Source organism: Pseudosulfitobacter sp. SM2401, assembly GCF_042932805.1.
In the GTDB taxonomy this organism is placed as follows: domain Bacteria; phylum Pseudomonadota; class Alphaproteobacteria; order Rhodobacterales; family Rhodobacteraceae; genus Ascidiaceihabitans.
Genome location: NZ_CP170637.1, coordinates 16,646 through 39,310 on the forward strand (window position 1 = coordinate 16,646; position 22,665 = coordinate 39,310).

Annotated in this window: 18 protein-coding genes; all 18 read left to right on the top strand. The window is 54.5% G+C overall.

Features of this window, described 5'->3' with window-relative positions:
* The first annotated feature begins 9 nt into the window (after positions 1–9).
* The 18 genes from tssB to ACFIO0_RS21905 all read left to right on the top strand — a co-directional run bounded on the left by tssB (position 10) and on the right by ACFIO0_RS21905 (position 22,608).
* Entirely contained in the window at positions 10–522 is a 513-nt protein-coding gene (gene tssB / locus ACFIO0_RS21820) for a type VI secretion system contractile sheath small subunit (RefSeq protein ID WP_390915602.1), read from the top strand.
* 3 nt (positions 523–525) lie between these two features.
* Positions 526–2,019, top strand: coding sequence for a type VI secretion system contractile sheath large subunit (gene tssC / locus ACFIO0_RS21825; RefSeq protein ID WP_390915603.1), 1,494 nt, complete (start codon positions 526–528; stop codon positions 2,017–2,019).
* An 81-nt stretch (positions 2,020–2,100) separates the two neighbouring features.
* Positions 2,101–2,586, top strand: a complete 486-nt coding sequence (locus ACFIO0_RS21830) for a type VI secretion system tube protein Hcp (protein ID WP_390915604.1) — start codon at positions 2,101–2,103, stop codon at positions 2,584–2,586.
* An 87-nt stretch (positions 2,587–2,673) separates the two neighbouring features.
* A complete protein-coding gene (locus ACFIO0_RS21835) occupies positions 2,674–3,495 on the top strand; it encodes a type VI secretion system accessory protein TagJ (protein WP_390915608.1) in 822 nt (273 codons plus the stop codon).
* Positions 3,485–3,982, top strand: coding sequence for a type VI secretion system baseplate subunit TssE (gene tssE, locus ACFIO0_RS21840; RefSeq protein WP_390915605.1), 498 nt, complete (start codon positions 3,485–3,487; stop codon positions 3,980–3,982). Before ACFIO0_RS21835 ends, tssE begins: the two co-directional genes overlap by 11 nt.
* A 6-nt stretch (positions 3,983–3,988) precedes the next feature.
* Entirely contained in the window at positions 3,989–5,863 is a 1,875-nt protein-coding gene (gene tssF, locus ACFIO0_RS21845) for a type VI secretion system baseplate subunit TssF (RefSeq protein ID WP_390915606.1), read from the top strand.
* A complete protein-coding gene (gene tssG, locus ACFIO0_RS21850) occupies positions 5,827–6,858 on the top strand; it encodes a type VI secretion system baseplate subunit TssG (RefSeq protein ID WP_390915607.1) in 1,032 nt (343 codons plus the stop codon). Before tssF ends, tssG begins: the two co-directional genes overlap by 37 nt.
* Positions 6,859–6,890: 32 nt before the next feature.
* Positions 6,891–9,629, top strand: coding sequence for a type VI secretion system ATPase TssH (gene tssH / locus ACFIO0_RS21855; RefSeq protein WP_390915568.1), 2,739 nt, complete (start codon positions 6,891–6,893; stop codon positions 9,627–9,629).
* 110 nt (positions 9,630–9,739) lie between these two features.
* Positions 9,740–11,842 carry a type VI secretion system tip protein TssI/VgrG gene (locus ACFIO0_RS21860; RefSeq protein WP_390915569.1) on the top strand — a complete coding sequence of 701 codons (2,103 nt, stop codon included), beginning with the start codon at positions 9,740–9,742 and terminating at the stop codon, positions 11,840–11,842.
* Positions 11,843–11,851: 9 nt separating this feature from the next.
* Positions 11,852–12,475 carry a DUF6931 family protein gene (locus tag ACFIO0_RS21865; RefSeq protein ID WP_390915570.1) on the top strand — a complete coding sequence of 208 codons (624 nt, stop codon included), beginning with the start codon at positions 11,852–11,854 and terminating at the stop codon, positions 12,473–12,475.
* 38 nt (positions 12,476–12,513) lie between these two features.
* Positions 12,514–12,777, top strand: coding sequence for a PAAR domain-containing protein (locus ACFIO0_RS21870; protein ID WP_390915571.1), 264 nt, complete (start codon positions 12,514–12,516; stop codon positions 12,775–12,777).
* A 7-nt stretch (positions 12,778–12,784) separates the two neighbouring features.
* Positions 12,785–14,278, top strand: coding sequence for a type VI secretion system-associated FHA domain protein TagH (tagH, locus tag ACFIO0_RS21875; protein WP_390915572.1), 1,494 nt, complete (start codon positions 12,785–12,787; stop codon positions 14,276–14,278).
* Positions 14,279–14,305: 27 nt separating this feature from the next.
* Positions 14,306–15,646, top strand: a complete 1,341-nt coding sequence (tssK, locus tag ACFIO0_RS21880; RefSeq protein WP_390915573.1) for a type VI secretion system baseplate subunit TssK — start codon at positions 14,306–14,308, stop codon at positions 15,644–15,646.
* A gap of 18 nt (positions 15,647–15,664) precedes the next feature.
* Entirely contained in the window at positions 15,665–17,086 is a 1,422-nt protein-coding gene (gene icmH / locus ACFIO0_RS21885; protein ID WP_390915574.1) for a type IVB secretion system protein IcmH/DotU, read from the top strand.
* Entirely contained in the window at positions 17,086–20,670 is a 3,585-nt protein-coding gene (gene tssM, locus ACFIO0_RS21890) for a type VI secretion system membrane subunit TssM (protein ID WP_390915575.1), read from the top strand. The genes icmH and tssM overlap by 1 nt, the downstream gene beginning before the upstream one ends.
* A 2-nt stretch (positions 20,671–20,672) precedes the next feature.
* Entirely contained in the window at positions 20,673–21,278 is a 606-nt protein-coding gene (gene tagF / locus ACFIO0_RS21895) for a type VI secretion system-associated protein TagF (protein WP_390915576.1), read from the top strand.
* Positions 21,275–21,988: a protein phosphatase 2C domain-containing protein gene (locus ACFIO0_RS21900; RefSeq protein ID WP_390915577.1), complete on the top strand. Its 714-nt coding sequence runs from the start codon at positions 21,275–21,277 to the stop codon at positions 21,986–21,988. The genes tagF and ACFIO0_RS21900 overlap by 4 nt, the downstream gene beginning before the upstream one ends.
* 191 nt (positions 21,989–22,179) lie before the next feature.
* Positions 22,180–22,608 carry a hypothetical protein gene (locus tag ACFIO0_RS21905; RefSeq protein ID WP_390915578.1) on the top strand — a complete coding sequence of 143 codons (429 nt, stop codon included), beginning with the start codon at positions 22,180–22,182 and terminating at the stop codon, positions 22,606–22,608.
* Positions 22,609–22,665 lie beyond the last annotated feature (57 nt).

Below are 22,665 nucleotides of genomic sequence, written 5' to 3' on the forward strand. Positions count from 1 at the left end.
AGGGAGAGATTGATGTCTAGTTCACAGAAATTTATTGCGCGTAACCGCGCGCCGCGTGTGCAGATCGAATATGATGTAGAGCTGTATGGCGCGGAAAAGAAAGTCCAGCTGCCGTTTGTGATGGGCGTTATGTCCGATTTGGCAGGCAAGTCCGAAGTGGCGCAGCCCGGCATTGCCGACCGCAAATTCCTCGAAATCGATGTCGACAATTTTGACAGCCGTATGAAGGCGATGAAACCGCGCGCTGCGTTTTCGGTGCCCAATGCGTTGACTGGCGAAGGCAACATGTCTGTCGACCTGACGTTTGAAAGCATGGACGAATTTTCGCCCGGTGCGATTGCGGCCAAAGTACCGGCGCTGAAAAAGCTGCTGGATGCCCGCAACGAGCTGTCCAATCTGATGACCTACATGGATGGCAAACCCGGCGCGGAAGAACTGATTGCCGATGCGATCAAAAACCCTGAATTGTTGAAATCACTGGCTGCAACACCTGCGGCTGCTGACGACGACGCGGAGGAGTAAGACATGGCTGAAGAAGCAACAGCAGCAGAAGGTGCCGCAGGCGCCGTTGCCGAGGGCGAAGTCGATTTTTCCTCGCTATTGAACAAAGAGTTCAAGCCGCGCACGGACACGGCCAAATCGGCCGTTGAATCTGCGGTCAAGACATTGGCACAGCAAGCGCTGGAAAACACGGCCTTGGTGTCTGACGATGTTCTGCATTCTATCGAAGCGATGGTTGCCGAGATCGACAAGAAATTGTCTGAGCAGGTCAACGCGATCATTCACAATGATGAATACCAGCAACTTGAAAGCGCTTGGCGCGGTCTGCATCACTTGGTCAACAACACCGAGACCGATGAGCAGCTGAAAATTCGGGTGATGAACATCTCGAAAAAGGATTTGGGCAAAACGTTGCGCAAGTTCAAAGGCGCGGCATGGGATCAGTCACCGATCTTTAAGAAACTGTATGAAGAAGAATTTGGTCAGTTTGGCGGCGAACCTTATGGCTGCCTGGTTGGCGACTATCACTTCAACCACTCGGCCCCTGATGTTGAATTGTTGGGTGAGATGGCCAAAGTGGCAGCGGCGGCGCACGCCCCGTTCATCACTGGCGCTGACCCGTCCCTGATGCAGTTCGAAAGCTGGCAGGAATTGGCGAACCCGCGTGATTTGACCAAGATCACCAGCACGCCTGAGTATGCAGCGTGGAACTCGTTGCGTAATTCCGAAGACTCCAAATACCTGGGTCTGACAATGCCGCGCTTTTTGGGCCGTCAGCCGTACGGCGCAAATTCGAACCCTGTCGATGAGTTCGCATTTGAAGAAGACACCGGCAACGCAGAATCCGCAAACTTTGCATGGGTGAATGCGGCTTACGGTATGGCCACGAACATCAACCGGTCGTTCAAAGAATATGGCTGGTGTAGCCGTATCCGTGGTGTTGAATCTGGTGGGACCGTCGACAATCTGCCGACACACACATTCCCGACAGACGATGGCGGCGTGGACATGAAGTGCCCAGTCGAGATTGGCATTTCTGATCGTCGCGAAGCCGAGCTTGCAAAAAGTGGTTTGATGCCGCTGATCCACCGCAAGAACACAGACATGGCGGCCTTTATCGGTGCGCAGTCTTTGCACAATCCAGCAGAATATGACGACCCTGATGCGACAGCCAACGCAAATCTGGCCGCGCGTTTGCCGTATCTGTTCGCCACCTGCCGCTTTGCGCATTACCTCAAATGCATGGTCCGCGACAAAATCGGGTCATTCAAAAGCCGTGATGACATGGAGCGCTGGTTGAACGACTGGATCTTGCAATATGTCGACGGCAGCCCGAATTCGTCCAGCGAACGGACCAAGGCAGAAAAACCACTCGCGGCGGCGACAGTCGAAGTGGCTGAAGTCGAAGGTAACCCTGGTTACTATCAATCGCGCTTTTTCCTTCGGCCGCATTACCAACTTGAGGGGCTGTCTGTCTCCTTGCGTTTGGTATCCAAGCTGCCGTCCGAGAAGGGCTAATTTTACCGCGCGTGATGAACATTGCGCGCGAATTCAACCGAGTTGCGGAAGTGACCGCATTATTTACCAAGGAGAAGAATTATGGCTGTTGATATGTTCCTAAAGATCGAAGGCGAGATCGCCGGGGAATCTCAGGATAAGGACCACAAGAACGATATCGATGTCTTGGCGTGGTCGTGGGGGATGTCCCAGTCGGGGTCGTTCCACGCGGGCGGCGGTGGCGGTGCTGGCAAAGCAAACTTCCAGGACATCAGCATCACCAAATGGATTGACCAATCTTCTGCTGAGCTGATGAAATATTGCGCAAACGGCGACCACTTTCCCAAAGCGGAACTGATCGTGCGCAAAGCGGGTAAAACCCCTTTGGAATATCTTGTCATTGAGATGAAGAAGGTAATGGTTACATCCGTGTCGACGGGTGGTTCTGGTGGCGAAGATCGTCTGACAGAGAACGTCACTCTGAATTTTGCTGAAGTCAAAGTGTCTTACAAGAAACAAAAAGATGACGGTTCTGGTGAAGCAGCGAAAGAGTTCCCATGGAACATCGCTGAAAACTCAGCTCCTTAAATTCGTGATTAGAAATATCGCCGTTGGACGTTGGTCTGGCGGCGGTATTTCCTCTACCTGAAATTCCCAAAGGATCCGCCCGTGAGTATTGACCCAAAAGACGCCCTGAAAACAGGCGATTTATCCGCCGCCCTTTCGGCGCTTCAGGATCAAGTGCGGGCTGATGCATCAGACCCAAAATTGCGGATTTTCCTGTTCCAGCTTTTATGCGTTATGGGGGATTGGAAGCGTGCAATTGCCCAGCTTAAGCTGTGTGCAGAACTGGATGCGCTTGCGATACCAATGGCCCAAACTTATCGCGAAGGCATCATTTGCGAAGTGTTTCGCGAAAAAGTGTTCGCGGGTGAAAAAGACCCTCTGATTTTTGGTGAACCAGTAGAATGGTTGGCGCTGTTGATCGAGGCAAACCGCGCTATGGCCGGCGGAAATACCACCCACGCGGCGGCATTGCGCAGTCAGGCGTTTGACCAAGTGCCGGACTTGGGCGGCGAGATCAACGGCGAGCGATTTGAATGGATTGCCGACGCAGATATGCGGATGGGTCCGGTGTTAGAAATCATCGTCAACGGGCGCTATTTCTGGATGCCGTTTAGCGCAATTCTGACCCTCAAAGTGGACCCGCCCGAAGACTTGCGCGATTCTGTTTGGACCGCTGCAAACGTGACCCTTCAAAATGGCGGCGAATTTGTGGCGTTGATCCCGACCCGCTACGCGGGCACGCCGGCCTCAAAAGATGATGCGGCGATGTTGGCACGCGCCACAATGTGGGCTGATGCTGGCGATGACACCTATGTTGGAACGGGCCAGCGTTTGTTGACGACGGACAAGTCAGACATTGCTTTGATGGATTTACGCACGCTCAGCATGGATCCTGTACCTGCTGCCGAGGGCGAGGTTGATGGCCAATAAAACCATCACGGAACGCCTGCAACCTTCGCTGTTGGACAGGTTGACCGATAATGAACCTGAATCCAAAGTCGAAACCCGTGATGATCGGGTGATTGATCTTCGCCGTTTGCGGGACATCATTCGCAGGGATCTGGCGTGGCTTTTGAACAGCAACAGTCAGGACACTTTGATTGATGCCGAACAGTATCCAAATATCAGCAACTCGGTTCTGAATTTCGGTGTCCGAGAAGTCGCAGGCGATTACTCCACCGAAAAGCGCGCTATAGAAATCCGTAAATCGATTAAGCGGGCGATCATCATGTTTGAACCCCGTATCAAAGAAGGCACCCTCGAGGTTGTCGCACGCAAAGATCAAAAAAGCAGCCTGACGGTTATTGAATTCGACATTCACGCAGACATGTGGGCGCAACCGTTGCCGATGGAATTGTATATGCGGTCGCAGATTGATTTGACCACGGGTCAACTGTCGCTCGAGAGCGTGGGCTAGGGTCAAATGGACACAAGGCTTCTCAAACATTACGAAAGCGAACTGGCCTACATGCGCGAGATGGGCGCAGAGTTTGCTGAATCCTACCCCAAGATTGCGTCGCGTCTGGGCATGGACGGGGTCGAGGTTCTGGACCCTTACGTTGAACGATTGCTGGAAGGCAGTGCATTCCTGTCCGCCCGTGTTCAGCTGGAATTGGAACTGCAATATCCTGCCTTCACCAGCCACTTGCTGGAAATCGTCTACCCCCATTTTCTGGCCCCGATTCCGTCAATGATGGTGGCGCAACTGGTTCCGGATATGGAAAATGGATCTGTCGCAGATGGCTATGTGATGCCGCGCGATACAAAGTTGCGGTCGCGGTTGGCAGAAGGATCGCAGTCGGCTTGCGTTTACCGCACTGCCGCTGATCTGACCCTTTGGCCAATCGAGGTGACCGAGGCGGAATACATCGATGGTCGTGGTGCGTTGGTTGCGGCGGGTGTTTCGCTGGGCAAGGATGCCCGCGCCGCTATCCGGTTGCGCCTAAAGCGTCATGGCGGCGAGCCGATTGGCGAACTTGGTCTTGATAAACTGACGTTGTTTTTGGGCGGGCAGGGTGCGCGCGGTTGGCAGTTGCATCAATTGCTTTGCACGCAGACCACGGGTTTGGTCGCGCGCTCGACCGATCGTCGTGCGGACTGGACGCTCGACCTGAATGGCGGCATCGAGGCCAAGGGGTTTTCCCAGGACGAAGCCCTGTTGCCGACGCCGCGCCAATCCTTTGATGGATACCGGTTGTTACAGGAATATTTTGCAATGCCAGAGAGGTTCCATTTCGTGGAGCTGAATGGTTTGTCGTCTGGGCTGGCCCGCAGTGTCGACAGCGAGTTGGACGTTTATATTTTGCTGCGCGACGGTCTGCCCTCGATTGAGGCGGGGATCACGCCGGATGCGTTTTCGCTGAATTGTGTGCCTGCAATCAATCTGTTTGAGAAACGTTGTGATCGCGTGCAAATCACCACGCAAAATGTTGAACATCATATCGTTGCCGACCGTACCTCTGGTCAGGATTACGAGGTGTATTCGCTGTTGGGGGTAACCGGCATCAGTGCCGAGGGCGAAGACGACATTGACTTCCGTCCGTTCTATTCAGCCGATGATTTTTCCCCTGCTGGTGACGGTCATCTGACCTATTACACCCAGAAACGAAAGATGCGGCAGCGCACCGAAAAGGAACGCCTAAAAGGCGCGCGGACCAGCTATTTGGGGTCCGAAAGCTACCTGGCTTTGGTGGACAGCGAACAAGCGCCCTATGACCCTGAAATGAGCCAATTGGCGGTGCGGGCATTGGTCACGAACCGCGATCTGCCGATGTTACTGCCCACTGGTCAGGACGATTTGTTCCATCTGCCGGACGGCGGACCGGTTGCAAAAGTTCGCACACCTGTGAACCCAACGCGCCCGCGCCCGACCTTGGCCCAAGGCGACGCTGCATGGCGTCTGATCAGTCACCTTAGTTTGAATTATCTGTCGATTGCCGATGCGGATGCAGGCGACGGTGCCGCAGCACTGCGCGAATTGGTTGGCCTGTATGCCCCCAAAGGTGATCGCGCCACAAACATGCAGCTTGAGGGCATCGTGTCTGTGACCAGCCGCCCGATTGTGCGCCGGATCAGCGACGGTGTCTTGTCCACCGCGGTGCGGGGTTTGGAAATCACAATCGAACTGGACGAAAGCTTTTTTGAAGGCACCAGCGTCTACCTGTTGGGCGCGGTGCTGGAACGGTTTTTCCGCAAATACGTGACGATCAACAGCTTTACTGAAACGGTCATGAAAACCCAACAAAATGGAGAAATCGCGCGATGGCGACCGGAGACCGGCCTGGGGCGGATCATCTGACGCACTTCGAGCGTTTGATTGAACACCCCGAAAGCCACCACATCTTTCTGGCCCTGCGCATTCTCGAGGCGCAGTATGCGCAGAACCCGCAAATGGGCCATTCCCGCCGCCCGCGCGAGGATGCAGTGCGCCTAAGCCAAGAGGCGCGCATGGCGTTTCCGCCCAGCACCATTCGCGCTTTCAAAGCTCCTGATGGCAATGGCCCTGGTGAATTGGTCAACCGCTTTTTCGGCTTTTTTGGACCGCACGGCCCTTTGCCCAATCACCTGACAGAATATGCCCGCGAACGTCAGATCAACAATCGCGACCCGTCGTTTGTGGCCTTTGCCAATATGCTGACCCACCGGTTGATGGGGCTGTTGTACCGCGCGTGGGTGACGGGCCAGCCGGCTGTCGATTTGGATCGGGGCGCGGGATCGCAATTCGAAAGCCACGTTGCAGCACTTGCCGGAATGCACGGCGACGGGCTGCGCAATCGTGACGCGATGCCTGACATGGCCAAACGCCATTTCACCGGTCAGTTGGCGTCAGGCCCCAAGAATGCCGAAGGGCTGATCGCCATCTTGTCGGGCTTTTTCCACGCGCCGTTCAAGATGCAGGAATTTGTCGGCTCGTGGCTCGAACTAGAAGACGACGACCAATGGCAGTTGGGTGCGGCCGGGGGATTGGGCCAAACAACCAGCATCGGTTCCAAGGTTTGGTCGCGGGCGGCCAAGTTCCGTCTGATCGTTGGACCGGTGTCGTTGAAAGAATACGAACGCCTGCTGCCGGGCGGTGCATCGATGGATAAAATGGCCTCTGTCGTGCGCAATTATATAGGGGACGCGTTGGATTGGGATGTGAACATCATCTTGAAAGCTGACGAAGTTCCAAGTGCAATTTTGGGCGGTAACACCCGCCTTGGTCAAACCAGTTGGATCGGCGAACGCGCCGGCGACGGGGATGCCGACGAATTATTTCTTGAACCACAAAATCACAGAAGAACAGCAGCCTAGAATAACTAAGGCCGCGTAGGGAGGATATTTTTATGACCGAGATTAGCCGTGTAGCCTTGTTTGGTAAGCTGAATTCGATGGGCTATAAAGCCGTCGAAGGCGCGACAGTGTTTTGCAAAATGCGAGGCAATCCGTATGTCGAGATTGTCCATTGGTTGGCGCAGATCGTGCAACTGCCGGACAGCGATTTTCACAAAATTATTGAGCACTATAAGGTCGATCCGGCCCGTCTGTCTGCGGATATGACCACCGCCTTGGATGCGTTGCCGCGTGGGGCCAGCACGATTTCCGATCTGTCCCAACACCTTGAGGACGCGATGGAACGCGCGTGGGTCTATGGCTCGCTGTTGTATTCTTCATCTCAGGTTCGCACGGGCCACTTGGTTCTGGGCATGATGAAGACAAAACAACTGCGCAATATTTTCTTGGGGATTTCGCGTGAATTCGCGCGGATTTTGCCAGATGATTTGTCTGAAAATTTTGCGGCCATCACCGATGGATCTCCAGAAGAAACGTTGGTTGCTACAGATGGTTCGATGACCGGCGGTGGTGCTGCTCCGGGTGAGGCATCGGGCGCGATGGCCCCGGCGTCGATGGGCAAAGAAGAGGCGTTGCAGCAATATTGCACTGACATGACCCAGCAAGCCAAAGACGGTGAGATCGATCCGATTGTGGGTCGTGATGAGGAAATTCGCCAGATCGTCGACGTGCTAATGCGACGCCGTCAAAACAACCCGATCCTGACAGGTGAAGCTGGTGTTGGTAAAACGGCTGTGGTCGAAGGGTTCGCCCTGCGCATCGCGCGCGGTGATGTCCCACCCGCCTTGCAGGGTGCACGTTTGCTGGCGTTGGATGTTGGTCTGCTGCAGGCTGGTGCGTCGATGAAAGGCGAATTTGAAAACCGCCTAAAGGCTGTGATCGAAGAGGTTCAAGCCTCGACCACGCCGATCGTGATGTTCATCGACGAAACCCACACGCTGGTTGGGGCAGGGGGCGCGGCTGGCACGGGCGATGCGGCGAACCTTTTAAAACCTGCGTTGGCGCGTGGCACTTTGCGCACCATCGGCGCAACCACCTGGGCTGAATACAAAAAGCATATCGAAAAAGACCCGGCGTTGACCCGTCGTTTTCAGGTTGTCGCGGTCGAAGAACCCGCCGTGCCAAAGGCCATCATGATGATGCGCGGCATTGCATCGATGCTGGAAAAACACCACCGTGTTCAGGTCTTGGACGAGGCGATCGAGGCGGCAGTGTCTCTCTCTGCTCGCTACATTCCGGCCCGCCAGTTGCCTGACAAATCGGTCAGCGTTTTGGATACCACCTGCGCCCGTGTCGCCGTAAGCCAACATGCGGTGCCCGCCGAGGTGGACGATTGCCGCAAGCGCATTGACGCGCTGACGACTGAATTGGACATCATCGACCGCGATGAAACTGCGGGCTACGATGTTGATGCTCGCCGCGATGCTGTGTCTGTCGCCAAGGCGGACGCCGAAGGTGAATTGGATGCGCTGAATGTGCGCTGGGATGCAGAAAAAGCGGTTGTCGAATCGATCCTTGATCTGCGGGCCAAGCTGCGCGAAGGCGCGGCTGCTGTGGACACAGCGCAAGATCCGATTGCCGATGCCAACGCCGAAGACGGCGCGGAAACCGCACCCGCCCAAGACGGCATGAGTGCTGAGGAACGTGCGGATTTGATGGGTCAGCTAAAGGCCAAGAATGCAGAGCTTGAAGAGCTGCAAGGCGAGAACGCTTTGATCTTGCCAATTGTGGATGCGCAGGCCGTGGCCAGTGTGATCGGCGATTGGACGGGTATTCCCGTGGGCCGCATGGTCAGTGACGAACTGGAAACAGTTCTGAACCTCGAGGAACATTTGGCCAAGCGCGTCATTGGTCAGGACCACGCGATGAAGATGATCGCCAAACGCATTCAGACCAGCCGCGCAGGTTTGGACAACCCCAACAAACCAATTGGGGTGTTCATGCTGGCCGGTACGTCGGGCGTGGGTAAAACCGAAACGGCGCTGGCCTTGGCCGAAGTGCTGTACGGTGGCGAACAAAACGTCATCACGATCAACATGTCCGAGTATCAAGAGGCGCACACCGTGTCTTCGCTGAAAGGGGCTCCTCCTGGCTACGTGGGCTACGGTGAAGGTGGCGTTCTGACCGAAGCGGTGCGGCGCAAACCCTATTCGGTGGTTCTGTTGGACGAGGTCGAAAAGGCGCACCCGGACGTGCACGAGGTGTTCTTTCAGGTTTTCGATAAAGGCGTCATGGAAGACGGCGAAGGCCGCGTGATTGATTTCAAAAACACGCTGATCTTGCTGACCTCGAATGCGGGTTCCGACCTGATCATGGACATGTGCGCGGACCCGGAATTGATGCCCGAAATCGAAGGCATTACGAAAGCCCTGCGTGATCCGTTGCTGAAAATCTTCCCGGCCGCCTTGCTGGGGCGTTTGGTGACGATCCCGTACTATCCGTTGTCACCAGACATGATTGGCAAGATCACAGCGCTGCAACTGAACCGCATCAAAAAGCGCGTGATGGAAAGCCACAATGTGCCGTTCGAATATTCGGATGCTGTGGTCGAGGAAATCGTGAACCGCTGTCAGGAATTGGAATCTGGCGGGCGTATGATTGATGCGATTGTGACCAACACGATGTTGCCAGACATCTCGGCCGAATTCCTGACCCGTATGATGCAAGGGAAATCCGTTAATAAAGTGGCAATTGATGTGACCGACGCAGAGTTCACCTACAGCTTTGATTGATCAAGCTTAGGCGCGAAAAACGGGTTGGGACACAAATGTTCCAACCCATAAAAAATTAGAAATTCGACGTTGTTTGGTCTAATCTGACAGTGACCAAAGGTGGGAATGGCATGGCACAGGAAAAAACGACTGCCATCGAGATGTATGGCAGCTATAAAACAGAAGAAGTTGTGCTGGTCAGCGGGATCATTGATGGCGGCATAAACGATGTTCCGGTGGCTCAGATCGAATTTGTTTCGCGTGACCGCATGCTGGATCTAAGCGATTTTGTCGGCGGTGATCTTGGGTTTTCCATTGCGGGTGCGGACGCCAAGGAACAGTTGTTTTACGGCACTTGCATTAGCGCTGAGTACAAAGGGTCGCCCACGGGTGATGGTCACTATTTTGCCGAGGTCCGTCCCTGGATTTGGTTCTTAACCAGATCACACAACAACCGTGTGTTTCAAAACATGACGACGACTGCGATCGTTCAGGAAATTTTGGGTGATTACGGGTTCAGCAAAGACCTTGTGACCGATCATTCCAAAGCCGATGCGCGACGGGAATACTGTGTTCAATATCGCGAAACAGACCTTGATTTCATAAAGCGCCTGCTAGAGCAGGATGGCATCTATTTCTATTTTGATTTTGGGAAAGACGCCGCAAAGTTGGTGTTGGCGGATTCTCCGAGCACGCATCCCGCAGTTAAAATTGATGACGAACTGCCATTTCGTGATGACGCCGCCGAGCAACAATTGGACCACATTTACAAATGGACCACGACGGAAAATGTGGTCAGCGGCAAGGTCACTCTGGATGACTATGATTTCACCAAACCCAAAGCAGATCTGACATCGACGTCGATCGTGAAAAGCGGCAAGCACCAACATAATGACTATGAGGTTTACCGCTATCCAGGTGGATACCGTGAAAGCGGAGAAGGCGATCAGTTCGCAAGCTTTCAGATGGAAGCAGCGGCGGCCCAGCATCAGGTCTGGACCGGCGAAGCGAACATTCTGAACCTTTGGGTCGGGTACACCTTTGATTTGATCGACCATCCCCGTCACAAGGCGGCTGACATGAAGTCGTTCATGGTGACCCGCGCAAAACAGTATTTCCGTTTGACGAATGGTGGCGAAGGCAAAACACCGTCGCTGTTGGAAGAAGCCTTTGATTTTGGTCTTTCAACATTTGAACACACACGGATTGTGTTCGATGCAGTCTTGAAATCGAAACCGTTCAGAATGCTGACAACGGCGACAAAACCCACGATTTCCGGCGTCCATACGGCGGTGGTCACAGGGTCTAGTGGCGCAGAAATCGAGACGGATAAATATGGCCGGATCAAGGTGCAGTTCCACTGGGACCGTGCCGGTAAATTCGACGATTCTAGTTCGTGTTGGGTGCGCACGATGATGCCGTGGACTGGCAAAGGGTGGGGCACCACTGCCATTCCACGCGTCGGCCAAGAGGTCGTCATTCAGTTCGAAGAAGGTGATCCGGATCGCCCGCTTTGCGTTGGGATGTTGTATAATGCTGACACGATGCCGCCCTATGAATTGCCTGCTAATGCGACCCGTTCTGGCATCAAAACCAACAGTTCCTCAGGTGGTGGCGGATACAACGAGCTGATGTTCGAGGACAAAAAGGGCGACGAGCTCGTCCGCTTTGAAGCGGAAAAAGATTACGTTCAGACCGTTCAGAACAGCGCCCATATTAAGGTCGGTTATGAACACGGGGATGATGTCAAAAAAGCCGACGCCCAGGACGACAAAAGCCTGAAGATCGAGATCGAAAACCATCTGGATGAAATTATCGAAAAGGGGGACCACTCCTTTGAGGTAACGGCGGGCAAACAGACCCTAAAGGTCAAGAAAGACAAAGACGAAACGATCGAAGGAAAATCGACCCAAACGATCACGGACGACGTGAGCCAAGTCATCAAGGACGGCAATGTCAGCCGCGAAGTGAAATCAGGCAATGACTCGACCAAAGTCTCGAAGGGGAATTATTCTGTCGATACGGACCTTGGCAAAATCAATCTGACGGCCAAGCAATCCATCACCTTAAAGGTCGGCGGTTCGTCTATTGTTGTGGACACCAAAGGCGTTACAATCAAAGGCCCGATGATCAAAGTCGAAGGAACGGCTATGGTTGATGTCAAAGGTAAACTGACGACCGTTAAGGCGGATGCGATACTGACCCTCAAGGGCAGCATGACAAAGATTAACTAGGAGGGATTGATGATGAACACTCGATTTGCTGATCTCACAAAGGTTCCAAACCAACCAGCGATGCGCCTGTTGGCGATGGCCAATGCCAAGTTGGATACAAAGCTGACGTCGCCGGCCAATGCCACTGTCGAGGTGGTGCTGGCAGAGTTGGAGCAGGCCGACGCGCCAATGGATATGCTGCGTTTGATGTCTGTTGCCTTGCCCGCGCGGGAACGCGTTTGGTGGGCATGTTTGGCCGCGCGGGATGTGACAGGCCCTGATCCAGAGGTGGTGCCACCCCCGTTGGCCGCCTCCGAGGCTTGGGTGCGTAAACCGTCAGATGCGACCCGCGATACTGCGCGTTTGGCAGTCGAGGTCGCGGACATTGATGACGACACGGTCTTGTGTGCCTCGGCAGTGGTCTATTGCGACGAAACATTGGGGACCGGCGAATTGGCGCAATATCCTGCCCCTCCCGGTGCCTCGCAAACGTCGGCGTTTGGAATGAACATTGTGGCGATGGGAACAGGCAGCGATGTAATGGAAATGGCCCATCATTTGGTGGACCGTGCCGTTGACATTGCCCGTGGTGGAAATGGTCAGATTCCGTTACTCCAAAACGATCAAGCCGCAATCGAGGGGACAGCGCCGTGATGCCTTGTGCTCTTGTGGGCGATTTTCATATGTGCCCGATGGTGACTCCTGGAATCCCGCCAATTCCGCATGTCGGTGGGCCAGTCGTACCGCCTGGCGTGCCAACGATTTTGGTCATGGGCAAACCACCGGCACCGATGGGCAACATGGCAACATGTGTCGGCCCGCCGGATTCCCTGGTCAAGGGATCAGGAACCGTTTTGATCGGTGGCCGTCCATGTGTGCGCATCCTAATGGATTCATCTGCCCATGGTGGCATGGTCGTTGGACCGGGTGCATTAACCGTAATAGTGGGTGGATGAAGTACCGATGACTGTCACACTACACTTTCAATCGACCGGAATGGTGCCCAGTAACGGGCAACCATTTTCAATGCGTGGCACCTCTTTGACTGTGGGGCGTTCTGACCAGAACGATATCGTTTTGCCCGATCCGGACAAGATTATTTCCGGTCGCCACTGCGCAATTGAGGATCAGGGTGGCAACGTTGTCGTCATCGATTTTTCGACCAACGGCACGTTTTTGAACTATGGTAAAATGGCATTGGGCGCGACGCCGACACCTATCAATGACGGCGATATTCTGTCCATTGGCGGCTATGAATTGATGGTCCAAATGACCTCAGCCCAGGCCCAAGATCCGTTGCAAAGCATTGCGCCACCGTTGGACAATGATGATTTCGCTGTCGGATCGGCAAGTGCGCCTGGTGCCTTGATGGATGTCTTGGATGACCGCGACGATTTTCTGGATGATTTGCTGGGTGGGCCCACATCTGGCCCGTCTGGCGTCGTACGCGACAAACTAGGGGACGATGGGTTGATGCCTCCGATGGAGGACGATTTTGCCCCGATTATTCCGGATGAAGACCCGATTGAAGAATTCAGTTCGAGCCAAGTGGCGCATTCATCGCCGATGTCCGATTTCATGCCAACACCGGCGCCAGCCACCAGTGCGATCCCCGACGATTGGGATTTGGATGCGCCTGACGTGCCTGTGTCTCCGATTGCGCCAGTGCCAGCGCCCAGCATTGACCCGTTCCTAGAAGCCGGCGACGTGGACATCCCGGACTTTGGCCCCGATGACCTGCCCGAGATTGACCCGGTCGAGACGCCTGTCGTTGTGGATGCGCCGGTTGTGCAGACACCTATTGTTGACAGGCCAGCAGAACCAGAAATTGTGCCTGAACCCAAACCCGCCCCTGTCGTGATGTCTGCAGGCGGGCCCGATCACGCAGCGCGCGCCTTTTTGGCAGCCCTTGGGGCCGATGGTCTCAATATTCCTGATCAGGAACTTGAACCGACATTAACCCGCCTTGGCAATGTGATGCGTATGATGATCCACGGGGTGCGCGAAATTTTGATGACACGGACCTCGATCAAATCCGAGTTCCGAATTCATCAAACGGTCATTTCGGCGGGTAAAAACAACCCGCTCAAATTCTCGGTCAGCGCCGAGCAGGCCGTCGAAAGCATGGTGAAGCCCACGACCAAGGGCTATCTTGATGCCCACGCTGCCGCCGAAGAAGCGCTGCAAGATATCAAAGCCCACGAGGTTGCGATGATGACAGGGATGGAAGCGGCCTTGAAAGGCGTTTTGGTCAAACTAGAACCTAAAGCACTGGCAAAAACGATTGAGGCTGACAGCAGCTTTCGCACTGTGTTGACCAACAAAAAGGCCCGGTATTGGGACACTTTTGAAAAGAAATACGAAGAAATCGCAGATCAGGCGGAAAATGATTTTCATGATTTGTTTAGCAAAGAATTTGCACGCGCCTATCAAGAACAACTTGAGAAGCTAAAGTAATGTGCACACTAGAATTGAGGCCCGTTGATGTCGTGGGACAGTAAAGTACTTTGGACGGAGGGGTTGTTCTTGCAGCCCCACCATTTCCAGCAAGCAGACCGTTACACCGAAAATTTGGTCGGTGGTTTGGCCCGTCGCATTGCGCCTTATGCATGGGGGGTTTCCGAGTTGGAAATCGACTATGAGGTGCTTAAGGTTGGTCAATTCGCGTTGAAATCTTGCGCAGGTTTAACCCAGGATGGCACCGTTTTTCGGGTTCCGAGTGCAGAGGATCATCCGCCTGCTTTGGACATACCGTCCAACATCAAAGATTGCGTTGTCTATTTGTCGGTGCCCCAACGCCGCCAAGGTGCGGCCGAGGCTGACATGACGGGGGCTGAATTGTCAGCGACCCGTTTTCGCCCTGCCGAGTTGGAAGTGACGGACACTGCCGGTTCTGGCAAAAAATCGGCGATGTTGACTGTGGGCAAGTTGCGTTTGCAATTTGCATTGGGTGTAGATGATTTGGCGGACCGCCTGACGATCCCGATTGCGCGGATAATCGAGGTGCGCCCTGATCAAGAAGTCATTCTGGACAGCTCTTTTGTGCCGTCGTGCATGGATGTGCGCGCCGCCGCCCCGCTAGAAGGTTTCCTGAAAGAGTTAGAGGGTTTGCTGGGGCACCGTATGACGGCCCTTTCGGGGCGCATGGCCCAAAGTGGAACAGCCAAGGGTGCCGCTGAAATTCAGGACTTTTTGTTGTTGATGGCGATCAACCGCACCTTACCGGTGATCCGTCACATGATGAGCATCGAAAATCTGCACCCCGCACATCTGTACAGCCAATGCGTGTCTTTGGCGGGTGAATTATCGACCTTTATGGCGGCAGAAAAACACCCTCCGCAATTTCCTGCTTATCAGCACCACGATCTGACAGAGACGTTCTCTGGCGTTGTCCGTTTGTTGCGCCAATACCTGTCCGCAGTTCTGGAACAAACGGCTGTGTCTATCCCACTTGATCCGCGTAAATACGGTATCTCGGTGGGTGTGATCTCGGATCGTAAATTGATCAATACAGCCGGATTTATCTTGGCTGTGAGCGCCGATATTCCAGTAGAAAACCTGCGCCGCCATTTCTCGGGGCAGGCCAAGTTGGGGCCGGTTGAAGAAATCCGCCAATTGGTGAATTCGGCATTGCCAGGCATTCCCATGCGCGCGCTACCGGTCGCACCGCGTCAAATCCCATACAGTGCAAATGTCGTTTATTTCGAACTCGATGGCGACAATGCCTATTGGGGCAAGATGACAACATCCGGAGGGATCGCGGTGCATGTCTCTGGTGAATACCCCGGGCTTAAGATGGAACTTTGGGCCATCCGGCAGGGCTAATGCAGAAGGTTGATTACGATGTCTGATGACGATCCATTTGCAGAACCTGATGATACAGAACGCACGGTTATCCGGCCCAATCCGGGTGGACGTCGCCCACCGTCAACGCCACCCGTCGCACCGGTGGTGCCGCAACCTGTGGCCAGCAGTTACGATGATCCTGCGGGATTTGGTCAGCAACCTGCGGCACCCGCAGCCGCGCCTGCGCCGATCCCACAACCTGCCGCTGCGGACAAATCGGTCACTGCCAGCCTGACGGGGATGAACCCGTTGAACGGCGCGGCGACAACCCTGTTTTCGCTGGTCAGCCGTATTCGCAATCGTGCCCAACATCCTGATCCCGAAGCGATGCGTCGTTCTGTTGTTGCCGAAGTGCGGGCCTTTGAAAGTCGCGCCTTGCAAGCCAAGGTCGATGCCCAAGCGGTCAAAGTTGCACGCTACGCGATCTGTGCGACAATGGATGATGTCGTTTTGAACACGCCTTGGGGCGGGGCGTCACAATGGGCGCAGCAATCTATGGTGGGCACGTTCCACCGCGAAACAGTGGGCGGCGATCGGTTCTATGATCTGCTTGCACGCCTTGAACAGGACCCCTCGCAAAACATCGATGTGCTTGAGTTTTTGTACATGTGTCTGTCGCTCGGTTTTGAAGGTCGCCTGCGGGTTGAGCAGGGCGGCGCGGATAAACACTTGAACATTCGGATGGGTTTGGCGCGGATTATTCGCACGCAACGCGGTGAAATCGAACGTGAATTGTCCCCCCACTGGATTGGGTTGGATGTGCCGCACCGTATTTTGTCGGCATGGAAGCCGTTTTGGATTTCCGTTGGCGCGGTTGCGGGCATGCTGACTGTCGGATTTGTCGGGCTGTCGTATGCCCTGACTTCCCAGACGCAGAACGTGATCGGGCAGTTGTCAGCCTTGGATCCTGGCGGGATCGCAACGCTAGAGCGGCGCGCGCCACCTGTGGTCGTCAAGCCGGTGCTTCGCCAATCGACTCAACCTGAATTGGTTGCGGGATTTTTAAAAAATGAAATCCAGGAAGGGCTTGTCGAGATTTTCCAGGACACGAACACAATTACCGTGCGCATCGCTGGCAATGGAATGTTCGGATCGGCGTCTGATGCGCTAAAGCCCGACTTCAAAACGCCTTTGTCGCGCGTCGCCAAAGCGCTGAACGCAACCAAAGGACCTGTGATCATTGCCGGTCACTCTGACAGTTCGCCCATCAACTCAGCCCGCTTTAAAAGCAACCAGGCATTGTCCTTGGCGCGCGCCGAAAGTGTGTTGAAATCGGTCGCATCCAACATGGATGATCCGTCCCGATTGCAGGCCGAAGGACGTTCAGACAAAGAGCCGATTGCCAGCAACAAGACCAGAGCCGGTCGCGCAACAAACAGACGCATTGAAATTGTTCTTATGCGTGAGGACTTAAATTAATGACGAAATTCTTTCGAGCTTTGGGATCAGGGATCGGCATTACGATCATTGTTTCGCTCATTCTTTCCCTGACCTTGTGGTTTGTTGGTGGCTTTCTGGGCTTCGGGGACGCGCGCCCATTCGACAGTGTCTTGGGTCGTCTTGTCGGGCTGGCTGTGCTGTGGATCTTGGCGCTGTTTGTCATTCTGATCATTCTGTTGACGAGCAAAAGGAAAGACGAAAGCCTTGTCGAAGACATGGCTACGATGGCCGAAGACACCGGCCTTGAGGAGGATGAAGTCGTCACCGCCGAACTGGGTGAGATGCGCGACAAGCTGAAGGATGCGATGACCAAGCTGCGCAAGTCCAAATTCGGGCGCCAGCATCTTTATCAGCTGCCTTGGTACGTTATGATCGGCCCACCGGGTGCCGGCAAAACCACCGCGATTGTAAATTCGGGTCTGCAGTTTCCGTTGGCAGACGACTCTGGTGCGGCGGCCATTGGCGGTGTCGGCGGGACCCGCAATTGCGACTGGTGGTTCACCGATCAGGCGGTTTTGGTCGATACAGCCGGTCGTTACACCACGCAGGAAAGTGACGCAGAGGCAGACAACGCAGCCTGGCTTGGGTTCCTGAAGTTGTTGAAAAAGCACCGCAAACGGCAGCCGATCAACGGCGCGATTGTTGCGATCAGCCTGTCAGATTTGTCGATGCAAGACGAACTGACCCAAAAAGGTCATGCCGCTGCGATCCGTCGTCGTCTGCACGAATTGCGTGAAAAACTGGGCGTGCATTTCCCTGTCTATATTCTGTTCACCAAAGCGGATTTGATTGCCGGTTTTAGTGAATTTTTTGAACCTTTGGGCAAAGAGGAACGTGATCAGGTCTGGGGCTTTACCCTGCCGATGGTCAAACGGAAAACCAAAGTTTCCCCGATTGTGAAATTCGACGAAGAGTTTTCACTGCTGTTGGACCAGTTGAATGGCCAATCGCTTGAACGGATGCAGAACGAATCCGATCCGCAACGTCGCAGCTTGATCGCCAGCTTTCCGTCGCAAGTCGCCTCGGTGCGCGGTGTTGCCCATGATTTCTTGCAAGAGCTGTTCCTTGAGAACAAATTCGAACATCGCCAAATGCTGCGGGGGGTTTATTTCACGTCCGGCACCCAAGAAGGCACACCGATTGACCGCTTGATGATGGGCATGGCGCGCACCTTCGGGATTGGCCGTCAGGCGATCGGGGCGGGTAAAGGCACGGGCCGGTCCTATTTCCTGACCCAACTTTTCGGCCAAGTGATGTTCCGCGAGGCGGGCCTTGTGTCGGCCGACGACAAAGTAGAACGGCGCTATCGTTGGACCAAGCGTGCGGCGTTTGTCAGCGTGTTTCTAGCGGCCATCGGAATGGGCGGTCTGTGGGCGCGCAGTTACACAGGCAACATTGATCTGCTGACAGAAACCCAACAAGGCATCGAGGGATATCGCACCGCAGCCGCTGCCATTCAGCCCAGCCCGATTGGCGACACTGATCTGCAAAACTTGGTGCCTGCGCTGAATATCCTGCGCGATTTGCCGAACAACTCAACGCTTGTGGACAAACCCAGAGGCGATGGTTTGGGCTGGGGCTTGTATCAGGGCAAGGTGTTGGGCAACGAAGAACGCCTTACTTATCGCGCTGCTTTGAACCAGAATTTTCTGCCCCGGCTGTTGTTGCGTTTGGAAAACCAGATGCAAGCGAACATTAACGACGCTGATCTTTTGTACGAGGCGCTGCGCGTCTATCTGACGCTTGGTCAGGTCGGCCCGATGAACCGTGATTTGATCGGGTCGTGGCTGAAAACCGATTGGGAATTTGCGTTCCCTGACACCAGCCGCGAACCTTTGCGCGCGGATCTAAAGGACCACCTGGATGCATTGCTGGCAGCCCCTTTGCACCCGATTGCGTTGAACAACGATCTGGTCGCAGCGGTGCAACGCGTGCTTACGCAACTGCCGCAATCCCAGCGCGTTTATACTGGCATCATCAATTCCCCTGAGGCAACAGCACTTCCTGAGTGGCGTTTGACGGACGTTGGCGGACCTGCGCTGGCACGTGGGTTAAGCCGGTCATCTGGCAAGCAATTGAATGACGGGATCAAAGGAATTTACACCTATCAGGGCTTTAACGAGGTGTTTCTAGAACAAGCCCTTGGCATGGCGACTCGCATCCAACGCGAAAGCTGGGTCTTGGGGGCGGATGCACAACAAGTCCAAAGTGAAACGGTTTTGCTCGCCATGAGCCGCGACGTCCTTGATCTGTATTACAGTGATTTCGTGCTTCAATACGACAAGTTGATGGGCGAGCTGGACATCATCCCGATGGGCGATTTGGCCAACGCTGTCGAGGTTACCAATGTGCTGTCAGGGGCCACGTCCCCAATCACAAATGTGCTTGAGGCGATCGCCCAGGAAACCAAGCTGACCGAGGATCGCTCTGGCGGCGGCGAAGGTGCTGCGGCTGCCACTGCTGGTGCGGGAACCGTTGGCAAACTTGTGGCACGGCGCAAACTGTCGACCCAAAGCCGTCTGTTTTTGGATGCCTTGATGAAGACGCAGCAGGCCGAGACTGGAAAGAAACCCAAGCTTCCGGGCCAGTTTGTGGAGGACCATTTCGCGTGGCTGCATCAGTTGACCGCACAGGTTGACGGGCAACCGTCACAGGTGGACGAGCTGATCGGCATTCTAAAAGATGTGTACCAAGACCTGAGCAACCTGAACTTTGCAGGTGGGGTCGGAAACCCGCAAGACTCAAGCACGGCATTGCCACGTTTCCAAGCCGCAGCAGGCCGGATCACGGATGGGCCAATCAAACGCTGGGGCTCTCAGATTACGGTTGGATCTTCGGGGATCACGACGCAAAGCAATCGGGCAGGGATCAACGCGCGCTGGCAAGACGCCGTGTTGCCGATGTGCGAACGTGTGACAACCAACACCTATCCTTTCGAACGCCGTTCAAAAACCGATGCGGGCCTCGTTGAATTTTCAGCGTTGTTCCGTCCGGGCGGCGAGATCGACAAGTTTTTCCAGGAGAACCTTTCAAAGCTGGTTGATACCCGCAAAAGTCCGTGGACGTTTAAGGCGGGGGCCGGCAAGGAATTGGGCATTTCGCAAGCCGTCCTGACCCAATTGGAACGCGCGGCGCAAATCCGCGATGCCTTCTTTGCGGGTGCTGCATCGCCAAATGTCGGGTTCCAAATGCTGCCCGAAGCGCTTGATCCCAAAGCCCGCGGCATCTTGCTAGAGATCGATGGCCAAGCCGTCACATTCCGTCACCGCGATAAAACCCCGCGGCCTTTTGCCATCCGTTGGCCGGGGCCTGTGGGTGCTGCGCGGGTCACATTCACCCCTGAAAAACGCAACTCTGAAAGCGCGATTTTGCAAAACGGCACGTGGGCGTGGTTCCGAATGCTGGAGTCTGCCGAAGTGCGTAACACCAACGCACCCGATCGCAAACGTGTTATCTTTAACATCGGCGGGCGGATCGCAATTTTCCAAATGCAATCCAGTTCAGCCCTAAATCCGTTTTCATTGCCAGCGCTGTCCAAATTTAGCTGTCCGAAGTCGTTCTGATAGTGACTGGTTTTGGAGCCTTTGGAAAAATGCCCAGCTTGGGAGATTTCTTTCGGATCAATGCCCCGCAGGCATTTGTCGAGCCGTGGGACATTTGGTTGCAAACGGGCATGCAAGAAGTGCGTCGTCTGCTTGGACCTGATTGGCAAGCGTGCTTTATGTCCGCCCCTGTCTGGCGTTTTACGCTTGGTGCCGGGTTGGCTGGACCGGACGCAATGTTAGGTGTGTTGATGCCATCGGTGGATCGGGTGGGCCGTGAATTTCCACTGACCTTAATGGCGACGGTGTCTGATCCAGCGTCACCTACAGAGGTGCATGCGGGTGCGGGCGATGTGTTTCGCAGCTTAGAGGATGTCGCCTTGGACGCGCTAGACGACGACATGACACGCGACACGCTGGCGCAATCGCTGTCACGGCTGTCTGTGCCACAATTTAAAACGACGACAACCGGCAGATCGCTGTCCAGTGTCTGGACTGCCATCCTAGATGACGACCCTAAAACCATGACCTGTGATGGGTTGCCAAACACGGCGCAAATGCAAGGGCTGTTTGATCTTGCAGCCCCTGTTTGGCAAGCTGATCCAAATGTAACGGAGGTCAGCGTATGACCATCATACGGCATAGCGCAGTGACCCACGTTGGCAAAGTTCGCAAAGTGAACGAGGACAGTATTCTCGCGCTACCGGATCAAAAAATCTGGGTGGTTGCGGACGGTATGGGCGGCTACGAGGGCGGTGATTTTGCTTCGCAAACTGTCGTGGATGCTGTTGCGATGATCCCGCTAAATCTGGAACCCGCCGAGCAGATGCAAGCATTGCGTCGCGCCATTATGGGGGCGCACACGACAATCCTTGCGGAAATCGAAAGGCGGGGCGGTGGCACGATAGGTGCGGCCGTGGTCACGATGATGGTGTCGGGTGAACACTTTGTTTGTTTCTGGGCTGGCGATTGCAGACTGTATCGTCTGCGCGGCGGTCAAATCGATATGCTAACCTCTGATCATTCCCTTGTTGCCGAGCTGGTTCATGCCGGACAAATGACGTGGGACGAGGCGGAAAAACACCCGCAGTCAAACGCGATCACTCGCGCCGTCGGGGTCGGGGATGAACTGGAATTGGACAAGATCAGGGGCTCTATTGAACCCGGTGACAGGTATCTTTTATGTTCAGACGGGTTGAACAAATACGCAGGCTTTGAGCTGTTGGAAAACACGCTGAGTGGCAGCCCGATCGAGACGATAAGTGACACGCTTTTGAACATTGCACTAGATGGCGGCGGCGCCGACAATATCTCGGTCATAGTGGTAGACGTATTTTAACGTCGCTCACTAAATTGGTGACTATGGCCACAACTTTGGCTATAGTTTTTGATAACAAGAAGTTGCATCAGGTTCATTTTGATCGCCTGGTATTTTGGTAAGCGCTTGTTGTTTATAATTAATATGTGTTCGTCAGGCTGTTTATATTTCAAAGCCTGACGTTGATTTTTTTAGCGGAGTGTAAACGAGACATGCCGACCAATACATTATCTACGATCACCCAAAAATGGAAAACGCTCAATCTGGGGGGCTTCGCCGTAACGACAATACGGCAGGCCGAGGGCCAGACCCTGGATGTTTTCACTTCTAGATCTGGGGGCGGGATGCTGGGTCTTACTGGCATCGAGGTCTTTACAGGTGGGAAGTGGTGGGATGCCCATTTGTCTTTTCCGCCGGACAGCAGCGGCCTAGGGGAAGTTTCAGAAGGGCATCTCAAAATCGAAGGCGGACCGTTGCTTAATCAGTACTTTTTTGAAGTGACTGACGCTGATGCGTGGGAGCTTGAAAAAATGTCAAACTCAAACGCGGTGAAAACCAAAAACCCCGGGAAATGGGATTCACTTAGCAGTGATCTTTGGAAGGATATCGAAAAGCTTTCGATCCTGATCCTGTTTCCTTGATCTGCGATCAACATCGGATCGAAAAACACTAAAGTCAGATTTAGCGATACAGTGGCG

Bases quoted from the DNA above. Each gene is read 5' to 3' on its own strand.
- tssC (WP_390915603.1), top strand. From the start codon at position 526: ATGGCTGAAGAAGCAACAGCAGCAGAAGGTGCCGCAGGCGCCGTTGCC.
- ACFIO0_RS21830 (WP_390915604.1), top strand. From the start codon at position 2,101: ATGGCTGTTGATATGTTCCTAAAGATCGAAGGCGAGATCGCCGGGGAA.
- tssE (WP_390915605.1), top strand. From the start codon at position 3,485: ATGGCCAATAAAACCATCACGGAACGCCTGCAACCTTCGCTGTTGGAC.
- tssF (WP_390915606.1), top strand. From the start codon at position 3,989: ATGGACACAAGGCTTCTCAAACATTACGAAAGCGAACTGGCCTACATG.
- tssG (WP_390915607.1), top strand. From the start codon at position 5,827: ATGGCGACCGGAGACCGGCCTGGGGCGGATCATCTGACGCACTTCGAG.
- tssH (WP_390915568.1), top strand. From the start codon at position 6,891: ATGACCGAGATTAGCCGTGTAGCCTTGTTTGGTAAGCTGAATTCGATG.
- ACFIO0_RS21860 (WP_390915569.1), top strand. From the start codon at position 9,740: ATGGCACAGGAAAAAACGACTGCCATCGAGATGTATGGCAGCTATAAA.
- ACFIO0_RS21865 (WP_390915570.1), top strand. From the start codon at position 11,852: ATGATGAACACTCGATTTGCTGATCTCACAAAGGTTCCAAACCAACCA.
- ACFIO0_RS21870 (WP_390915571.1), top strand. From the start codon at position 12,514: ATGGTGACTCCTGGAATCCCGCCAATTCCGCATGTCGGTGGGCCAGTC.
- tagH (WP_390915572.1), top strand. From the start codon at position 12,785: ATGACTGTCACACTACACTTTCAATCGACCGGAATGGTGCCCAGTAAC.
- tssK (WP_390915573.1), top strand. From the start codon at position 14,306: ATGTCGTGGGACAGTAAAGTACTTTGGACGGAGGGGTTGTTCTTGCAG.
- icmH (WP_390915574.1), top strand. From the start codon at position 15,665: ATGTCTGATGACGATCCATTTGCAGAACCTGATGATACAGAACGCACG.
- tssM (WP_390915575.1), top strand. From the start codon at position 17,086: ATGACGAAATTCTTTCGAGCTTTGGGATCAGGGATCGGCATTACGATC.
- ACFIO0_RS21900 (WP_390915577.1), top strand. From the start codon at position 21,275: ATGACCATCATACGGCATAGCGCAGTGACCCACGTTGGCAAAGTTCGC.
- ACFIO0_RS21905 (WP_390915578.1), top strand. From the start codon at position 22,180: ATGCCGACCAATACATTATCTACGATCACCCAAAAATGGAAAACGCTC.